19 protein-coding genes and 1 pseudogene are annotated in these 18,518 nt (G+C 62.6%); 13 read left to right on the top strand and 7 right to left on the bottom strand.

From position 1 onward, the window contains the following. Positions 1–147 precede the first annotated feature (147 nt). The 7 genes from AB0280_RS00910 to AB0280_RS00880 all read left to right on the top strand — a co-directional run bounded on the left by AB0280_RS00910 (position 148) and on the right by AB0280_RS00880 (position 5,870). Positions 148–1,017 carry an Lrp/AsnC family transcriptional regulator gene (locus AB0280_RS00910; protein ID WP_307489366.1) on the top strand — a complete coding sequence of 290 codons (870 nt, stop codon included), beginning with the start codon at positions 148–150 and terminating at the stop codon, positions 1,015–1,017. Positions 1,018–1,733: 716 nt separating this feature from the next. Continuing rightward, complete coding sequence (locus AB0280_RS00905) at positions 1,734–2,294, top strand: hypothetical protein (RefSeq protein WP_307489368.1); 561 nt, start codon at positions 1,734–1,736, stop codon at positions 2,292–2,294. Positions 2,295–2,298: 4 nt separating this feature from the next. Beyond that, positions 2,299–2,868 (top strand): site-specific integrase, encoded by a 570-nt coding sequence (locus AB0280_RS00900; RefSeq protein ID WP_307489370.1) that lies wholly within the window; start codon positions 2,299–2,301, stop codon positions 2,866–2,868. 106 nt (positions 2,869–2,974) lie between these two features. Further along, a complete protein-coding gene (locus AB0280_RS00895) occupies positions 2,975–3,589 on the top strand; it encodes a helix-turn-helix transcriptional regulator (RefSeq protein WP_307489372.1) in 615 nt (204 codons plus the stop codon). Continuing rightward, entirely contained in the window at positions 3,586–4,134 is a 549-nt protein-coding gene (locus AB0280_RS00890) for a DUF6036 family nucleotidyltransferase (protein WP_307489374.1), read from the top strand. Before AB0280_RS00895 ends, AB0280_RS00890 begins: the two co-directional genes overlap by 4 nt. A gap of 93 nt (positions 4,135–4,227) precedes the next feature. Beyond that, complete coding sequence (locus tag AB0280_RS00885; RefSeq protein ID WP_307489376.1) at positions 4,228–4,794, top strand: recombinase family protein; 567 nt, start codon at positions 4,228–4,230, stop codon at positions 4,792–4,794. 437 nt (positions 4,795–5,231) lie between these two features. Then, positions 5,232–5,870 carry a LysE family translocator gene (locus tag AB0280_RS00880; RefSeq protein ID WP_307489378.1) on the top strand — a complete coding sequence of 213 codons (639 nt, stop codon included), beginning with the start codon at positions 5,232–5,234 and terminating at the stop codon, positions 5,868–5,870. A gap of 995 nt (positions 5,871–6,865) precedes the next feature. On the opposite strand, the gene AB0280_RS00875 is transcribed toward AB0280_RS00880, so the two are convergent. Beyond that, the gene (locus AB0280_RS00875) at positions 6,866–7,582 is read right to left on the bottom strand and encodes a phosphatase PAP2 family protein (RefSeq protein WP_307489380.1); all 717 of its coding nucleotides are present in this window, start codon (positions 7,580–7,582) and stop codon (positions 6,866–6,868) included. A 530-nt stretch (positions 7,583–8,112) separates the two neighbouring features. On the opposite strand from AB0280_RS00875, the gene AB0280_RS00870 reads away from it, so the two are divergent. Together AB0280_RS00870 and AB0280_RS00865 are read left to right on the top strand one after the other, a co-directional pair. Further along, entirely contained in the window at positions 8,113–9,156 is a 1,044-nt protein-coding gene (locus AB0280_RS00870; protein ID WP_366366024.1) for an alkaline phosphatase family protein, read from the top strand. A gap of 64 nt (positions 9,157–9,220) precedes the next feature. After that, entirely contained in the window at positions 9,221–10,819 is a 1,599-nt protein-coding gene (locus AB0280_RS00865; RefSeq protein ID WP_307489385.1) for an alkaline phosphatase family protein, read from the top strand. Positions 10,820–10,865: 46 nt separating this feature from the next. Here AB0280_RS00865 and AB0280_RS00860 read toward each other — a convergent pair whose 3' ends face one another. Continuing rightward, positions 10,866–11,711, bottom strand: coding sequence for a hypothetical protein (locus AB0280_RS00860; protein ID WP_307489388.1), 846 nt, complete (start codon positions 11,709–11,711; stop codon positions 10,866–10,868). A 300-nt stretch (positions 11,712–12,011) separates the two neighbouring features. On the opposite strand from AB0280_RS00860, the pseudogene AB0280_RS21510 reads away from it, so the two are divergent. Then, positions 12,012–12,164, top strand: a pseudogene (locus AB0280_RS21510) (phage tail protein); the annotation flags it as partial. Between the two features lie 240 nt (positions 12,165–12,404). Here AB0280_RS21510 and AB0280_RS00850 read toward each other — a convergent pair. The 3 genes from AB0280_RS00850 to AB0280_RS00840 form a co-directional block, all read right to left on the bottom strand. Then, positions 12,405–13,682 carry a glycoside hydrolase family 26 protein gene (locus AB0280_RS00850; protein WP_307489390.1) on the bottom strand — a complete coding sequence of 426 codons (1,278 nt, stop codon included), beginning with the start codon at positions 13,680–13,682 and terminating at the stop codon, positions 12,405–12,407. A 160-nt stretch (positions 13,683–13,842) separates the two neighbouring features. Beyond that, entirely contained in the window at positions 13,843–14,253 is a 411-nt protein-coding gene (locus AB0280_RS00845) for an Hpt domain-containing protein (RefSeq protein ID WP_307489392.1), read from the bottom strand. 55 nt (positions 14,254–14,308) lie between these two features. Beyond that, a complete protein-coding gene (locus AB0280_RS00840) occupies positions 14,309–15,271 on the bottom strand; it encodes a pilus assembly protein TadG-related protein (protein ID WP_307489393.1) in 963 nt (320 codons plus the stop codon). Positions 15,272–15,820: 549 nt separating this feature from the next. Here AB0280_RS00840 and AB0280_RS00835 point away from each other — a divergent pair. The 3 genes from AB0280_RS00835 to AB0280_RS00825 are packed head-to-tail and all read left to right on the top strand — an operon-like array spanning position 15,821 to position 16,470. Further along, positions 15,821–16,171: a hypothetical protein gene (locus AB0280_RS00835; protein ID WP_307489396.1), complete on the top strand. Its 351-nt coding sequence runs from the start codon at positions 15,821–15,823 to the stop codon at positions 16,169–16,171. Then, positions 16,168–16,320, top strand: a complete 153-nt coding sequence (locus AB0280_RS00830; RefSeq protein ID WP_307489398.1) for a hypothetical protein — start codon at positions 16,168–16,170, stop codon at positions 16,318–16,320. The genes AB0280_RS00835 and AB0280_RS00830 overlap by 4 nt, the downstream gene beginning before the upstream one ends. Positions 16,321–16,335: 15 nt before the next feature. Further along, on the top strand, positions 16,336–16,470 hold the full coding sequence (locus tag AB0280_RS00825; protein ID WP_307489400.1) for a hypothetical protein: 135 nt from the start codon (positions 16,336–16,338) through the stop codon (positions 16,468–16,470). 229 nt (positions 16,471–16,699) lie between these two features. Here AB0280_RS00825 and AB0280_RS00820 read toward each other — a convergent pair whose 3' ends face one another. Further along, on the bottom strand, positions 16,700–18,016 hold the full coding sequence (locus tag AB0280_RS00820; protein WP_307489402.1) for a hypothetical protein: 1,317 nt from the start codon (positions 18,014–18,016) through the stop codon (positions 16,700–16,702). Continuing rightward, on the bottom strand, positions 18,013–18,516 hold the full coding sequence (locus tag AB0280_RS00815) for a hypothetical protein (RefSeq protein ID WP_307489404.1): 504 nt from the start codon (positions 18,514–18,516) through the stop codon (positions 18,013–18,015). Before AB0280_RS00815 ends, AB0280_RS00820 begins: the two co-directional genes overlap by 4 nt. Positions 18,517–18,518: the final 2 nt, after the last annotated feature.

Genomic DNA, 18,518 nt, shown 5'->3' with positions numbered 1-18,518 from the left:
GTCAGCCTCTAGGTGTGAGAAAGCAGATATGTAAACGCTCACTACGTAAGATGGTGATAATCGGCTAGAACGAGGTCTCTTTTTTTATAGATCTGTAGGCCTAAGGGCACAGAAAATTTCTCGTAACGAATCCGCGAAGGATGACATATGGATGAGCTCGACGAGCAGATACTGCAGGAACTGCTCGCCAACGGCCGCATCACCGTGACAGAGCTTGCCGACAAAGTGGGCCTTACCCGCATCTCGGCCTCTCGTCGAATGACCACGCTCTTGACTGAGTCCGGTGTCAGAGTGATCGGACTGGCACACCCCGCCGTCGTGGGGCTGCCTGTCATGGCCCACGTTTCGATTGACGCTGCGACCCCGGTTCAGGGGCTTGCCGAAAGAATCGCGCAGGATCACCGGGTTCTCTTCGTTTCCATCACTGCCGGGATCATGTCTCTGATAGCAGAAGTCAGGGCCCAAAACCATGAGGAACTTCAGGCATGCATCGAGGACATCCGTAACATTCCCGGAGTGACCCACATGCGCACCAGCATCTATACCGATCTCCTCATTGACATCCTGCATCCGGCTCAAATCAAGGACCTCGTCCTCGACAAACTTGATCTAGCTCTCATCGAGATTCTGCGCCAGGACGGCCGTACTAGCTACACAACCATGGCCACTGTCCTTGGAATATCAACCGGAACCGCAAGAACCCGCGTCCTGCGTCTCTTGGACAGCGGAATCGTAAAAATCGGACTCACTTGGCGGCCCGCCTCTCAGGAACGAGTGACCCGCATGGGGCTTGGACTGCGCATCCAAGGGACAGCTGCGGAGCTAGTCAAATCACTCGAGGCCATCCCGGGCTTTACCTTCTTGGCCTCCAGCATCGGCCAACACGACATCATCGCCACCGTTCACGGAACGGACGCAAGCTCAGCACTCCGCACCGTTGACCAAGTCCGGGCGATACCTGAAGTTATCCACGTCGAGACATGGATTCACCTCAAAGTCGTAAAAGAAGAACACTAGCGACAGGGCGCGAGCCTCCACCGTCTACCAGACAAATCAGGGTGAGCCACACCCCAACCTGGCGTGTAGACCGTCTGACAAGGGAGGACTTGGCCAGTGCGCCGAGCTTCAAATCGTTCTCCGGCGCCTTGATCAGTCACGGATGTGAAGTGGCTACCCACTGACCGCAGTGGATCTCATCAGAGCCGGTCCACAAGACATTTTCGACGATTCCTAAACTTCCCCGCCCGGCTACCCTTCACTGGCCGTCAGGGTGAAATCTGAGAACATCCTGGGTCGCTGTAAGTGAAGCGGGATTCTCACCCTATCCATACGTTGACGTCAGCCAGCACGAGTGCGGCAGCTACTGCCTCAAGTGAGAGCAGCCCGACGACCTTTTCCTTGTGATTCCACGGCTGGCCGATAGCCGGAGATCTCGGTGGACATCGCTATTATCCGCGTTCATTCGACGGGCGCCGCAGGGTCAATCATCCGCCAAGCGGTTCAGTAGTTCAGCGTCGTGGTCCAAGACGAAAGTGAGACCCTCTTCAATCTCTTGACGGCGCGGGACTTTGGAACATCGGCTGCTTGGGTCTGCAGCATCACCTTGCTCCCGGCCGGAAATTTGCCCTGAAGGGATGCGGTCGTCACTAGGGCCGGGACGTTTGATGGGCATACGCCATCATATCGGGGCCATATTGGCTGACTCCGGGTGACATTGGGCGTAGCCTGTCGTCGTGGCCAGCATTGTCCCTCGCCAGCGGTGGGATGGAACTACAGCGTTCTCGGTGCGTTGGCGTGACCCAAAGACCCGTCGACAGCATCGGGTCACTCTGCGCTCGGAAAAGGAGACCAGCAGCCTCGCGCGCTACCTGAACGACAACGGCCAGATCCCGGCGCATGCCCTGCCGGACGCCAGGACGGGGAACCCTAGCGTTCCCACGGTCGCGGACTTGGTTCAGGAACATATCGACCTGCTCGTCCGCCCCTCGCTCGGCGCCATCGGAACCTACCAGCGGATACTCGACCTGCACATTCGGGAGACGATCGGCACCATCCCTGTCGACGCGTTTGGTTACCGCGACACCATGCAGTGGCTCAAGCACTTGAACGCCAAAGGTGCCGCACCTAAAAGCATCCATAACATGCACGGGTTGCTCTCGGCGGCGATGAACACCGCCTTGCTCCTCGGGTACGTGTCCCGCAACCCCTGCCGCGGCGTCCCGCTGCCGACTATTGAGCGGGCAGACGACCAATGCCAGGTTCCTCACCCACGAAGAGTTCAGTCTCCTCCTTGAGGGCATGGATGAGCACTACAGGACGTTCATTCAGTTCCTGGTCATGACAGGAACGAGGTTCGGCGAAGCAACCGCCCTCAGAATCGCCGACATCGATCTGCGTGCCCGACCGGCCACCGCCCGGGTGAACAAGGCATGGAAGCGCGACCGGCATTCCCGTTATTACGTCGGGCCAACCAAGACCGCGGCCGGCAAACGAACCATCGGACTCAACCCGGCCCTCGTGGAGTTGTTGATTCCCATCGCGGCAAGCCGGTCGGGTAACGATCTTCTCTTCACGACGACCGACGGCGGACGGATCTCTCACAAACCATTCTGGCAACACCACTGGGTGCCGCCCGTCCGAACTGCCCAAGCCCGCGGATTGGTCAAGACGCCGCGAATTCACGACCTTCGACACACTCATGCCTCATGGCTTGTCCAGGATGGCGGCATGTCTCTCTTCGCGATTTCACGTCGGCTGGGTCATGCATCTGTCCGAACAACGGAACAGGTCTACGGGCACCTCATGCCGCAGGCACTTCAAGACGGCGCAGACGCTACCGAACGGTCCATTCAAGGAATCCGTTCATAGAACAGCAGCAACAGAACCCTTCTCGCAGTTCCGGTGCGGGCCACCCTCCCACGCCATCCCCGAGCTTTCACACTATGATGGATATAAGCGACAGGAGGTGTAACAGATGAAGGCGATTCAGGACGCCCGGGAACTTGGTGAGCAGGTGAAACGGCACCGCCTCCATGCGAGGCTGTCCCAGGAGACCCTTGCCCGCAATATCGGAGTCGGCCGGTCCACCATCATCGATCTTGAGCAGGGCAGAAACGTCTCCATCAGGACTGCCCTGAAGGTCCTTGCACAACTTGGCGCTGGAGTCAGCATCACGGGGACGCCTGCAGAGCCGGAACTCTACTGGACTGCTGAATCGGCAGCCCGACAGATGAGGCGGGAGCTGCGCAACGGCGATCCAGACTTCGCGATGCGGATACTTTCCATGGCAGCCAGTTACTTTGACGAGCTGAATCCGGCCGGACGCCGGCGCTTCCTTCGTGCCCGGCCCACCTCCACCGGTCGCAAACGCTGGGATACCCTGCTGGCCAGGACCTTCGCGTATAAGTGCCACCAGTACGGGCTGCAGGAGCCGGATTGGACGACCACTCCGCCGCTGGAGTCAAAATGGTATGCCACCCCCCGCAAGCACGTTTCCCCTGCATGGAAGCTGCGCATGGTGGAACGCACCCCCGTTGAATTCGCCGAAGCAAACATCGCGTTTGATCCGGCCAACCTGGCCGCAGCATGAGATCGGCCCGACGGGCGTCCCTTGAATCGGATGACATACGGGAGCTTCTGATCGAGCTCTCCCATCGGCTCCAAGCAAGGGGTGCCGCAGCTGATATCTACCTTGTCGGCGGCGCTGCCATCGCTGTGGAGTTCGACTCCCGACGCTCCACAACCGACATCGACGCGGTGTACAAGCCGGAGCAGACGGTTCAGGAGATCGCCACCCACATGGCTGCCGAACTCGGCTTGGATCCTCGGTGGCTGAACAACGCCGCCCGCGCCTACGTACCCGACGGCGAAGACTCAGAGGCAGCCGAGATGGCGATCGCTGACAACCTCACGCTGCGCGTCGCATCCCCAAGGTTCCTACTCGCCATGAAACTCGCAGCCGGCAGGGACCGGGACATCCCCGATATCGCAGTGCTCTGCCGGGCACTGGACATCAGGACCGCAGAGGCCGCCGTCGACGTAGCCATCGAGTTGTACGGCGAAGATTCAATCCAGCTCAGCAACCGCGATGACCTGCTTCTGGTCGCCCACGAGGCCCTGAACTCGTTCCACTGACGTGTCCCCCAGGGCAACATTCCCGCGGACCTATTGACTACGTCGTGAGCGAGCCCGAAACTCAACCTGACATGTAGAGGGTTGGGAGGCTAAATGGTTGGTCAGCGGATCGGGTACGTGCGGGTAAGCACGCTGGACCAGAACGAGAAACGCCAACTCGAAGGCCAAATTCTCGACCGGGTGTTTACAGACAAAGCCTCCGGCAAGGACACCGCCAGACCCCAACTCGCCGAACTGCTGCGCTTTGCCCGCGATGGCGACACCGTAGTTGTACACAGCATGGACCGGCTCGCCCGGAACCTTGATGACCTCCGGGCTCTCGTCCAAAGCCTCACCCGCAAAAGCGTGCGCGTCGAATTCGTAAAGGAAAGCCTTGTCTTCACTGGAGAGGACTCCCCCATGGCCAACCTCATGCTGTCCGTCATGGGCGCCTTCGCTGAATTCGAACGTTCACTGATCAGGGAACGGCAGCGCGAGGGAATTGCCCTGGCCAAGCAGCGCGGAGCCTACAAGGGGCGGAAGAAGACCTTGACCCCGGAACGGGTAGCCGAGCTCGTGCATCGTGCTGAAAATGGCGTTCCAAAAGTCGTCCTCGCCCACGACTACGGCATCAGCAGAGAAACGGTCTACCAGTACCTTCGTCAGGCCAGAGCCGTCTAGGACTCCTGGCAGACACGGCTCACCCACGCTCTTATCGCAGCGCCAAGAGCGACAGTTACCCGCCTCGCCAGGCTGACAGAATCTGCATTATCGGCCTTCTAAAAGCGGCAAGGGGGGTGCCTGTACCCTGGCGGCAGGCACTCTAAACCAGAGGTATTCCTTCTTCAGAACCGTAATGAGCTTCAAACCATGCGCCGCCGATCGCATTACCTTGCTGGTAATCCACCCACCGTCCGCCGTCCGATCCATCCAGATGTCCGTCTCCATCTGGGCGAACAATGGTCGCCCTTCCTTGCAGGAGATCATGTAGTTCCCGGTGAATCCACTACTACGGCACAGTTTTTCAGGTGCCAGAGTCGACAGAAACCCCGCGGGCGTTGCCCGGTGGAAGCCCTTGGGCTCACTAGAGGTCTAGGCGGACAAGGAATAATAGTTTGATGACCTTTGCATCGCTCGTAGCCTTTGCCGGACTTTGCCTTGTTCTGTCCCTCACGCCAGGCCCGGACACATTCCTGGTACTGCGGATCGGGCTGAGCAGGGTACGTGCCGGACTGGCCGCAGCTGCAGGCTCCGCAGGTGCTTCCCTTGTCTGGGCGGCTTTGGTCACTGCCGGGCTCGCCGCGGTCCTGGAACAGTCAGCGGAAGTGTTTCGCTGGCTTAAGATTGCGGGCGGCCTTTACCTGCTCTACCTGGGCATTTCCTCGTTCCTGAAAACTCGGAAGGCGGCAAAAGACAGCCTGAACGGCGGAGACGAAAACGTGCTGGCATACACCACCGCCGCCGGTTTTGGCGCTGGGGTGCTCTCCACCCTGCTCAACCCCAAAGTGGGGCTTTTCTATCTGGCCATCGTCCCGCAGTTCATCCCACGCGGTGGCGACGTCATGGCAACCTCGATGATCCTCGGGTGTATCGAAGCGGTCATCGGATTCATATATCTGGCTGTCGTGGCAGTTGTCGCGCACAAGGCCATGGCATGGCTGCGCCGCCCCCGGGTGAATGCCGGTGTCCAAGGGGCAAGCAGCGGAATAATCACCGCCCTTGGCGCCGGAGTCATCGCCTCTGGCGCCAGCAGCTGATCCTTCCCTGCCAGCAGAGAGCCAGAACAAGGCCGACCACCACACTCTCCGAAGGCAGCCCACTCCTGGCAACTTACAGACCGTCCATGATCGCTCTTTATCTTCGACTCGGATTTGACGGCAATCAGAGCAAAATGCCGGTGCGGCCGTGGTTCAATCGTGGGAATGCCCAGCATGAAAAATGGACCGAGGATTACTCTTCGCCGTCGGAACAGGGGTGAGGTTGCCACGGCGGTTCCTGCCGGCCGCACCAACCAACACGTCGACCTGAAGGCGTGCGCCAGGTGCAGTGCAAATGCTGGACAGGCCTGTTTCCGCCTGACAGTACGCAGCTACGGGGAGTTGAATCACACGCATTCGGCGCGGGAAGTGCGCCGGGATGAGTATGGAGAGCGGACGCCAGGCCTGTCCGCCGACGAGCTGGTGGAACGGTACTCAAGCGGTCAACGCCTCAGCTGGACTGTGCCCGGCTCCGCGGGATCGACGTAAAACTGACAGCCGGAAGCGGGTGAACGGCGGATGAAGGCGAAGCCCAAAAACCTTGAGTATGTCCGGAAGGCCTACAGGGAAGCCGCCGGTCTGGGTGAACTGAAACTGATCAAAGCCACCCAGCTGCGGGTTGATGGATACCCGATTCTTCAGGAGGGTAAGGTCTACGTCACCAAGGCAGGGCGAAGTATCACCCCGATTGGTGCGAAATCATCGCATACCAAGGTCCTGGACGCGGGCCACTCCCCCAGTTGACGAAACAGCAATTATTGGCTCGTTTAGGCAGGAGGGGGACTGCCGCACGACAGCATACACCCCGTTGCAGTTCGTCCAACTGAGGCTGAGGTACGAAGGCTTTTCCCTTCCAACTGTTCGCCCTTGCCCACGGCACCGATCTACGTGCCGGTGCGCAGATCCCGACTGGTGACCCGCGGAAACCCGTCAGGGCCGTGGGACTCCTTCGGCCGGGAACTGTCCAAGGTTCTCTGGACAGGCGAATGGGGCGGCTACTTGAGACCGTCAGCCGGACGCGGCATCTCCTCACTGACCGGGACGGCACTTTCGGTGCGCGTGCCTGTTGAGAGCCTGGGTGCTAGGAATGTGTTCCATACCGAGCCACAAACCATGACGGCGGCAATGACGACAAAGACGGAAGCGATGACATCGCTGACGTAATGCACCCCGAGGTACACTCTGGAGAAGGCCACTACGGCGACAAACACGGCCCCGACGCTAAGGCTTGCCGCCTGTGCCTTTCGGCTGCGGGCCAGAACGAGCGTGACTGCCATGACGAACGCTGCGGCGAAAGCGGTGTGGCCGGAGGGATAACTGTTGTATCCGGTTTCGGTGATAGCCGGATGAAGTGCCGCCCCTGACGGACGCGGACGGGCCACGATCGTTTTGGCAAGCGTTGACGCCAGCCAACCCGCTGCGACGACGAGTGCGAAACCCAGTGCCTGGGCCGGCTTCTTTCTGATCCAGAGAAGGTAGGCGCAGATGACAGCCACCAGCGCTGTCGCTCCAATGGGTCCAAACGCAACGTGGATGCCTTCACTGAAAACCACGAGCCCCGCATCCCGACTGCCGGCAAGAGCAACACCGATCGTCTGTTCCGGATTCCGCTGCCCCAGCAAGGTCAGGGCGCTTCCGACCCAAAGGGTGGCCGCGTACAGCCAAAATCCGGCAGCAGACCACCACCACGAACGCATCGCAGGAATCAACATGCGCCTGTCCAATTTTTTGCTCCTGACTCCGATGCCGCTCGCACCTCTGGTGTTCCGTCTCCGTAAACACCATTTTGAATCTTGGTGCTGGAAAAGACCTGAACGTGCCGGACTGGGCCGTCCCCTCTTCTATTGCCCCGCCCAGCAGACGGGCCGGTCTCGGTCCACGCTCAGTCGGCAATGGCGCGGATTTGCGACCCTGACGGCATCTGGGTGCCAAGGGCACCAAGGAGCGCTCGGGCGCTTGCCCTGGCGGTTCCCAGAAACAACGAAAGCGGTTGGGAGACAAGTGAGCCATATGCGAGCAAAACCGCGACTCCTGCATTGCACCGAACGCGCCGCGGCCTGTGAGTGTGGCCGGAGGAGAGACTGGGGGTGAGTTCACAGGGAATTGCCGGTAGCGGCCAAGGATGAACGGTCAAAGTAGTTCCATCGGCTGGAGGCAGGGGAGCGCGACGGTGGGCACGGGCAATGACACAGCGACCCTGCCACAGGGTGGACTTCGGCGCCCCTGCGTCCGCCGGAGCCTCATGTTGGCGTTTGCGGCCGTCTTCGCGGTTTTAACCGGTGGCTGCCAGACCGCACCGGTGGTCCGTGCGCCTGCCGGTGCCGGGACACCGCGGCACGTCTTCGTGATCAACCTGGAAAACCAGGGTTACGACAGGGTCTTTGGGTCCTCCTCCCCGGCCCCGTACCTGAGTGGGGAGTTGCGCTCCAAGGGCGTGCTGCTGACCAACTACTACGGCATCGCCCACGATTCGCTGCCGAACTACCTCGCTCAAATTTCGGGCCAGCCCCCGAATGCCAGCACCGAGAAGGACTGCCACACTTTCACCGCGTTGACGACAGCGTCGACGGACAGCCTGGGCCGGGCTACCGGTGACGGATGCGTCTACCCACCCGACGTGCCCACCGTCGCGGGCCAGCTGACCCAGGCTGGGAAGACGTGGGAGGGCTACATGGAAGACATGCAAAGCCCCTGCCTGCACCCAGCACTGGGCGCCCCTGACGACCACCGTACTGCCTCATCCGGGGACCAGTACTCCACTCACCACAACCCGTTTGTCTACTTCCGGTCCATCACCGAGTCCCCGGACTGCGCGAAGAACGTCGTCAACTACTCGGCCCTGACCAACGACCTCAAAACGGTGGGCACGACCCCGAACCTGTCCTACATCACCCCCAACCTCTGCCATGACGCCCATGACAACCCCTGCGCCGACGGCACCGCCGGGGGCCTGGCCGCAGCCGACGCGTGGTTGAAGAGGGAGGTCCCTGCGATTCTTGCCTCCCCGGCGTTCAAACAGGACGGGATGCTGATCATCACCCTCGATGAATCCGACCACGGCCGCACAGGACCACCGGACGGGGTCGCCGGCGGCACGGCGGGGGGCCAGGTTGGGGCTTTGATCCTCTCTCCCTTCAGCGCCCAGGGCGGCTCTTCCTCCCAGCCCTACAACCACTACAGCCTGCTGGCCAGCATCGAGGACTTCTTCGGCCTGCCCCGGTTGGCAGGTGCCGCCGAACCGGGTGTCACCGTGTTCGGGCCCGACGTGTACAAAGCCCACGCCTAAAATGTCTGTCAGACCAAGTAGGCCCACCCGGTGCAGGATACTGCCGCGGCGTCCTTTTGCCCGGATGGCTTCGGGATGGGTAGCGCTCGTTCTGGGGGCGCTGCTGGTCTTCGCCGGCAGCGGGGCAGCCGGGGGCCCGGTCAGCGCCGGCGCCGGAATCGCCAAGATCAAGCATGTGGTGATCATCACGCAGGAAAACCGGTCCTTCGATAGTTACTTTGGGACTTACCCCGGCGCCGACGGAATCCCCATGGTGAACGGCCAACCGGCGGTGTGTTTGCCGGATCCGGCCCGCGGCGGGTGCGCCAGACCCTTTCATAACCCGGCAGACAGCAATGTCGGCGCACCGCACAGCCACAACGACGAAGTGGCCGACGTGGACAACGGGGCCATGGACGGCTTCGTGGCCCAGGCGGAAAAGAGTCTGGCCGGGTGCACTGCCACCCAGGCGAACTGCCCCTACCGAAACTCTACGACCACGGACGTGATGGGCTACCACGACGGCACGGACCTCCCCAACTACTGGGAATATGCACGCAACTTCACCCTCCAGGACCACATGTTCGCGTCCGCCTCGGCCTGGAGCCTGCCCGCCCATCTGTACCTGGTCTCGGAATGGTCCGCTAAATGCACCACCGCCGGGGACCCGGCCTCATGCACCAATGCGCTTCAGAACCCGGACTCCGGACCCGACCCCGAGATCATCGGCAACACTCTGATCGGCAAATGCCAGGCCGCGGCTGACCTTGCCCCCTGCAAGGACGGCCTCGCCGCGGCCGGCATCAGCCCCGACATGGCCGCCGCAGTGGACCAGCTCATCAACGCCAGCTGCAAGCCCACCGACTCCTACAACGCCTGCCAGTCCGCTGTCGACGCCGCCAACGTCCCCACAGCGCTGAAACAACGGCTGTCCGAGGCCGCCAAACACCTGCACCTGCCCGATTACGCCTGGACCGACCTGACCTACATCCTTCACCAACAGCACGTCTCGTGGAACTACTACGTCTTCAACGGCACCGAACCGGACTGCCGCAACGACGCCGCGACCTGCACACCGGTTAAGCAAGACGCCAAGACTCCCGGTCTGTGGAACCCCCTGCTCTATTTCGACACCGTCAAACAGGACGGGGAACTGGGCAACATCCAACCCCTAACCAACTTTTACGACGCGGCCCGGCGGGGAGCCCTTCCAGCAGTCACCTGGATCGCGCCCACGGACAAAGTCAGTGAGCATGCCCCCGCGAAAATCAGCACCGGCCAGCAATACGTTGCCGGACTCATCAACGCGATCATGAGCGGCCCCGACTGGAACAGCACCGCCATCTTCCTCAACTGGGATGACTGGGGCGGCTTCTACGACCACGTCGCACCGCCGGTCGCTGACGGCAACGGCTACGGGTTCCGGGTCCCCTCCCTGATCATCAGCCCTTACGCGAAAAAGGGGTACATCGACCACCAAACGCTCAGCCAGGACGCCTACATCAAATTTATCGAAGACGACTTCCTCCACGGACAACGGATCGACCCCGCCACCGACGGCCGCCCTGACCCCCGACCGGACGTCAGGGAAACCAACCCACTGCTGGGCGACCTGACCCAGGCCTTCGACTTCACGCAGGCGCCCCTGCCCCCACACCTGCTCGCCAACGCCAGCACTTACTAAGCGGCCCCCGCCAACACAATTCGTCCTCACACGGGAGCGTCTTGGATCAGGGGCGGTTTAGTCCGGGGGCATGTCGTTCCGGCCTGCCCAAGCGGGTCAGGTAGGCGACCACCAGGCCAATGAAGGCGGCCAGGACGAGAGTGACGACACCGGTGCCCCAGCCGAGGCCGCCTCGCTCCGGGGAAACCGCGGTCCAGTCGGCAAAGGAAGCCCCCAGGGGCCGGGTAATGATGTAAGCGACCCAGAAAGCCGGGATGGCCGCCAGCCAGCCACGCCAGTACACGAGACCAGCCACGCCGATCAGGACCGCGAACGCGGCAGCGGAACTGAGGTAGCCCAGGTCCAGGCTGTAGGCAGTCCAGTCTCCGGCAGCGGTCCCCAGGGCAAAGGTCCCCAGCACGGTCGCCCAGTAGAAGGTTTCGCGTCGCCCCGTGTCCACGCTGTGAACCGAGAACGTCTTCTCAGCCCGGTACCAGAGAACGAAGATCACGGCCAGAGCTGCGAGGAAGAATAGCACGGACGCCGCATAGGGGACTCCCAGCACCACGTGCACCGCGTCGGCGGCCATCGTACCGAAAACACTGACCATGGCCACCGCCGTCCAGTAAATCCAGGGAACGTAGCGTTTGACCGCAAACTGCAGGGCCAGGGACGCTGCAAGACCAGCCCCGCTGCAGGCCAGCGCAGCCGCCGGATCCATCACGTGCACCGAAAAATCCGAAGCAGTCTCACCCATCCCCGTACTGAGGACCTTTGCCACCCAAAACCACAGGCCGATTTCCGGGACCTTTACCCAGTCCCGCCGGACGTACCGGGCACCGGCAGGGATCGAGCCGTCCAGAGCCGGTGCCGTTCTGCGGCCTGTTGTTTCGGGTTCGCGCGCATCATTCACCAAGTGATTGTCCCTACCGATCCTGAACACCAACTGAAAGGGATACGGCCAGGAGCGTTACCCGCTTCCACACCGACATTGACCTTCGATGAGTCTCCCAAGAGGGCCGGGACCAGGTCCGCCGCATCAACCTGCAGCACAGCCAGGTCGGACAAGGGATCTATTCCCACCACTGTTGCCGGATAAACGGTCTGCCGTTGGTGCGGACCTCGATCTCCTCGGGGACGCTCTGCCCGTCCAGGGTCACGACGTGGGTGTTGGTCAGGATATGTCCCTGCCCATCGAAGCCTAATCCCGGACCTCGAAGAGGGAAACAAACGTGCCATGGGCTTCAAACTCTCGGATGGCATAGAAGTGCCAGAGGAACAGGAAACACGCTTCAAGTTCGCCCGACAGAAATCCCAACTCGCCAGCATCCGTGGCTCCTGCTTCATGATCAAGGGCCGGTACTGACGTAATAGTCCGCAACCCGGACGTTAATCGTCCGGTCAACCCGATGCTCCTCCTGGATCCGGTCCTGACAGCGAAATCAGCCTCAACAAGGGTCTTACTTGCGCTAATACCAAGGTTAAGGCCGTGCGCCTTCCGTTTCTGGGGGTGCCGTTGGCAGGATGCACCGCGGAAAGGGCTCCGGGTCACCGGCGGGGAAGCATGTGGCCGATGGTTAAGGGCCGCGCCGGCCGGGCGTATCCTTTAGTCGTCGGTGGGGCGGCAGTTGGTTCCGGTGCCGTAGTGCAGCCAGGCCGGCAGGGCGGTGGTGAAGGCGTCCCGGATCGATGGGGTGTCGGTGATGGTCCAGTCGATCCGGCCGTTGACTTCGACTTCGTTCTTGTCCCATTCGAACCAGTTGATCATTTTCAGGTTGGGGAATTTCGCGGTCGTGTCGGGGTTGAAGACCTGTTCCCACCACAGACGTTTGATGTCGATTTCGGCCGCCCCGCCCGCGGCCGGGTTGTAGAGCGCCGCGGTTTCGGGGATCGCGACGGGTTTGCCGTGATCATGCCCGTAGACCTGGTAGAAGTCCGGGAGCAGGCTGTCATCGCCGTTGGCTCCGACATAGGTACCGGTCAACTGGTCAGCGAATTTGTTGGCTTCGGGGATCTCGTTCTCGCCCCATGGGTAGCGGGCGCCCCAGTGGTACAGGGACATGCCCACCCAGTCCACCGCGTCATCACCGGGGTAGTAGGGGGCGTAGGAATCATCGGCCATCGTCAGGGCACCGTCGTGGTTCGTATCGAGGGCGTCGAAGTCCGGGGTACCAGGCTTGGCTTCGTACTGGCCGCCGGCGAAAGGGTACCCGCCGGCGTAGTTCGGCGCCCACATCATTGCCGACCCCGGCGCCCCGGCATGCACCGCGGTGGCCACCTTGGCGAAGGCGTCCTTGTATTCGAGAGGCTGCTGGGACCAGGGATACCAGGAGCCGTTCATTTCGTGGGCGAGCCGGACGATCACCGGGACGCCCCCGGCGTTGATGTCCGCCAGATCCTTCACGAGGCCGGTCACGGTGTCGGGCGTGATCGCGGCCAGGCCCTGCTTGGGTTCGAGGGTCAGCAGCATCATGTGCCCGTCCGTGCGGATCTGGGCCGCGGCCTGCTGCAGGTGCACCCGCTCCTGGTCCGTGTAGGGGAAGTCAGCGAAGGATACGCTCACCGCGGGCTTGTGCCCCAGATCGGCCGCGTATTGCGACAGCGGCTTCGCGTCCAGGTTCAGGTTGACCCCGAACAGGGCCCCCGAGGAGGGGGCCACGCCCTTCCGGTCCGTCACTTCGCACACCGGGTTCGCTGCAACACTGGCCCCCGCGGCAGCCTCCCCGGCTTTGCGGTCCCGGTCAGTGAGGCCATTGACTAGGCTGGCGGTACCGAACCCGGCAGCCAGCAGGACAACCACTACGGGCAGGGCCCAGGACTTGAACCGGTCTACGAACTCATCGCGCCGGCTGCCGCCCTGCGCGGGTGGAGTAGCGTCAGGCATAGCGAACCCCCTGTTGGCCTGCGGTTTTATTCCCATCCTAAGGGTCGGCGCGCACGGTGCTGGCCGCTGGTCCGGTGAGCGCTGGCGGCTGCCCCCACCGCCCCGTCACGCCTGAGCTGTTCGCTCTGCACTGGCTGCGGACTGACGTTCGGGTTTTGGATTACGGGGATTCCGGGCCGCGGAGGTGGTCATTGAGGAGGGTTGCCGTCTGTTCGGCGCAGGCCCGGATCTTGCGCAGGGAAATGGCGGCGAGGTCGGCGAGGACGATAGCGGGGTCCTTGGCTGAGGCGTGGTCACGGATGGACTGTTCAAGGGCCAGCGCGTGAGCGGCCAGGCGCTCCGCTCCGATCATCTGGCTGGAGGTTTTCAGGCTCAGCACCGCGTCCATCGCACCCTTGATGTCACCGGTGGTGAGGGTCAGGCGGATCCGTTCGATTCTGCGAGGCAGCTGGTTCAGGTAGCCCCGGACAAAGATGGTCCAGAGTCCTTCATCCCCGTCGAGCTCGACCAGCAGGCGGTCCAGTACCCCGCCGTCCAGCAGGGGAACTGGGGGGCCGTTACCTTCACTCACGATGGTTTCCCCCGTCTCCACGATGATGCCGTGCCGTCCCGCCCTGTGCGTGGCGTCAGTTGGTGAGTGCCACGATCCGGCCACCGAGGTCGGGCCCGCCAAGGGTGAACCCTGAGTCCAGGGTTACGTACTTGACGAACGAGCCGATGATTCCCTTGCAGTTCCCGGAACAGCCGGGTGTTCCCGTGTTGTTCGCGGAGTGCCCGGGGAAATTGAAGCCCGAAAGTTTGAAGGCGGCGAAGCCTTTGATGTGGAACCAGCCGTTGGTTCCGTTGCCACCCTTGTCGTCGTAGACGGGAAGCAGCACTGTCTGGTCGATCAGGGAGTCAAAGACGGAGGAACACAGGGTAGGTTCGCTGACCCCGGACTTGGAGGAAACCTGGGGGTGAGCGAGCGTGATGGTTGCCCCGCACACTCCCGGGTCCGAGTCGATCCAGCCGAATCCGCCGGGCAGGGTATGGCCGGATCCGTTGGAGCTGACGCAGGAGGGCCCGCCCTGGATCTGCAGAACCTGGACCCCGGCCGTGAGGTCGAATTGGCATTCGGAGAAGGCCAGCGGCAGGGCAACGGTGCCGGCGTAGGGGCTGCCCCACCCGGCGCTGGCCGTGGCACCAACGTTGACGGTGGAAATACCAAACACATTGGCGAAGAAGGTCGCGGCCCCCGGACCGCTATGGTTCATCGCCTTCGTCACCACGGTAACCGAGTTCGACCCGGCGAAGGTGGGGGTGTTGGTGGCGGCGAGGTTCTGGAGGTTGTTTTGTTTGGCCAGGGCCAGCGCGGACGAGGCTCCCCGGGACTGGCAGGTCGCCGTCCCGTTCGCTGCGCAGTCCTGCGCGATCGCCATCGCGCCGGCATCAGCCCCATTTTGCAGCTGGGCCCGTTCACTGTAGAGCATTCCGACGTCCACCGCGATCGCCGCGCACCCCAACAGCACCACCAGCAACAGGGCGGAGATCACAGCGACGGCACCTCGTTCCCGATCATTGGTCCTGGTATTGCACTGTCTGTCTGACATCGAAAACCGCCTGCGTATCGGAATCCTCCGCGGTTCCCGCGAGGTCGGGCCGCCCTGTAGCATCCAATGTTTCCGGGCACCGGTGCCGCTGGCAACGATTCCAAATACCCGTTTTACGGAACCGCTACTTGCTCCACGAAATGGAGCAAGGGGTAAAAAGTCGGGTACCGACCACTTGCCCGCTCTTGGAGCCGCGACATGTAACTGCCGGAATGCACCACAGAAACATTGTCGACAGAAGCCGGCGCGGATCTGCTGCGGGCCTCTGTTGTGGGTGCCCGATATGGTTCAGAACCGTCAGCCCTGGCAATCCTTCTTGAGAGTCACCCGCCCTGGTAGTGGAGTCGTAGTGGTAGGTGCGTCCTCAAGCATTCGACTCGCCAGTGCTGGGTCGGTGGGCAGTGGGCCCTGTCGGCCTACGGCTTCGGTGGTTAGCGTGGGCGCACCTGCGTCGTAGCAGGCACTACGACTTAGGAGCACTAGTGCCAGCAGACTCCTCCACCGTACGCGGGCCGCCTGCCGGCGCGGTTTGCTCCCCTCCAGTTTGCCTTGACGTTGGTCGCGGCCGCCGCCCTTGTGAATGTCGCCCCCGCCCTGGCCCTTGATACCTTCACAGGCTGGGTAAGCCGGTACCGCCGGCTGGCCGGGGTCCTGGTGCTCGCCGTGATGGCGGTGGCCACGGCCGTGATCACCGGCTTCCGCTTGGCCAGGTCCGGTCCGGCAGGCTGTTGGTCCTTCCCGCGGCCCTGGCTGTACTGCCTCGCCGGCGTGCAGTCCGTCGAATGGACGGTCCTCACCGTCCTGATCGGCGAGACAGCGACGGGGATCTTTAAGGAACTCTGGTTCCGTGGCCTGCCCTGTCCGCGCTTGAAGCCTGGAGCCCAGTACCGGCGGCGATGACTGTGTCGGAACTTTTCGGCCTTTCGCACCTGGCGAATAACGCCTTCGGGGCGGACGTCGTGGTGACTGCGGCCCAGGTCATCGGTGCGTTCACTGTCGGTGTTGGCTACGCGGCCCTGAGGCTGCGGACGGTCGCCTTTTGGCCGTAGATGATCCTTCAAGCCTTGACCGACATCTTCCTCGCCATCGGCGACGTCAGCGGTGGCCTGCCCTGGGCCGTCATGATCGGTCCGTCAACATCCTGCTTCTTTACGGCAACATCCTGCTGCGGTAGCTTCCTTGGGGACGACGGTGAATGACGCCACCGCCGAGCAGGATGCTGTTTCCGGGGGCTCGTGGCGAGGGACCGGTCCCATGGCCGCGCTGTTTACGTACGCTAAGATTCCTCAGTCCTGCGGCCGCCGGGTACCTCTGGCTGGGGTTGTCGCCCTGGATGGGGCCTTGACCTTGGCCTACCGGAAACGGCCACGGGCGTGGGTGCCAGCCCCTCGGAGGGGACCGGGAGGCTGGCACCGGGTCGGAGGGGCATTAGAACCTCGAGGGGGCCGCCGTGAACGGTGTGGACGGCAAGGGGTTGCCGACCGTGTCGGTCAGTCCAGCCGATGGCGTGTATGTGGGTTTGACGTTTCCGTTGACGTTTGCCGCTGTGCCCGGGGTATCACGACTGCCCAGCGTGATGGTCAGTTCGAATTTGGTGGCATCCCAGGCGAGGGACGATGCTTTCGAAGCGCCGCTTCCTGTGCCGTGGAAACTGAGGGCCGTTCCGCCGGAATAGGCACCGCCCAGCGACACAGAACCGATTCTGGCGGTAGGGCACTGGGCGCCGTCCAGGGTGACGGTCAGGATGTCCGCGGCGCTGACTCTAACCGTTACCTGTTCTGAACCGTTGATGCTCTGGTTGCCGCCTATTGTCCAGTTACTGCAGATGGTTGAGGCGTCCAGTGCCTCGGAGAACTTGAGGACCACCTTGTCTCCTTGGTCGATGACGTTGCCCGCGCCGCCGTTGACTAGAGTCACGGCCGAAATTGCGGGGGCTGTGGCGTCTTTGGCCGATGTGGCGGTACCTGCAGCGCTGGTATTGCCGGCGGCGTCGGTGGCCACTGCCGAGTAAGTGATGGTTCCGTCCCTGAGGGTCGAGAGGTTGAAGTTGATGGTCTGGCTGGAGCCAGTTGCCGTGAATACCTGTGAGACAGTTTGTGCGGTGGTGCCGGGAGGGGGCGTGTCGGTAGCGGTCACCGTTACCGACGAACCTGCTTCAGCTGTGATCGTGACCGGAACGCTCGCCACGTTGGCGCTGGTACCCGTTGCAGGAGCGCTCGTGATCCTGGCCGGAGCTGTGATGTTCGGGGCGGCGGGAGGCGTGGTGTCGGCGGCGGTGACGCCTGCGCTGCGGGGACTTTCCGCTCCCGCCCAGGCGCCGAGCATCGGCGTGACGGTGTAGTACCAAGTTCCGGGCGGTAGGGCCTCGCTGCATGCCAAGGCCGTGACCGTACCGGCGCAGCCGCCCGTGGCGGCAACTGCAATTCCGCCGGTTGCTGTGGAGTAGCGGGCTACGGCGTAGCCGGCCACCGGAACGCCTGCAGCGGTGGTGCCCTGCTTCCAGTCGACCGAGGCGGAACTGGCGGAAACGGACGCAGCGGGAGCGGCCATGGCGGGAATGGAGTCGGCCTTGACGACCCCGGCGTTACTCCCGAGGGTTTGCCAAAAGGCGTTGGCGGCCGGGCCAGCCCATGAGATGACAACAGCGGCCGCGAGCACTCCTGCGGCCCGGGAAAGCCTGCGGCGGCCGCCTTGGCTGCGGAGCGCCGGTTCAACGACCTGCCGGCCCTGGTTGCGGAGGTTCATTTCCGTGCCTCCAAAGTGACGGGCAGGCTGAAGGATGCGCCCTGGCAGCCGGAAGACGATGCCAGGGACATTCTGGCGGCACCAGGGAGGGTGATCAGCACAGATGAGTTCGGGGGAATGGTGGTTGCGGGCGCCAGTGGGGCAGACGGGTCCGTGTAGGTCACCCCGGTAGTGAGGCAGCCGGGATGGTTTGCATCCGCAGTCGCGGCCCCGTTGCCCCTGATGGCGTACACCTGCACCGCGAAGTTGTTGGGGTTTGTAGCCCGGACGGCAACATCGGCGGTACCGCCCGGGACAAGGGAGTTGTGCGTACCGTCGCCGGAAATCAGAGCGTCAACAGTGACTGCTTTCATCGTGCCATTGGTGGCCGAGCCCGTTCCCGCTCCGATCGTGGACCAGTAGGCATAGGCGCCGCCCGCTCCCGTGGCCAGGCATAGGGCAATTGTTGCTGCCGCTGACGTGGCAGTGAGCTTGCGCAAGGTTATTTTGGTTGTCGTCATTT

The organism is Pseudarthrobacter sp. 902506025 (assembly GCF_040702325.1).
Lineage (GTDB): Bacteria > Actinomycetota > Actinomycetes > Actinomycetales > Micrococcaceae > Arthrobacter.
Note: the sequence above shows the minus strand (reverse complement) of the source record. Positions and strands in the feature narration are given on the sequence as shown.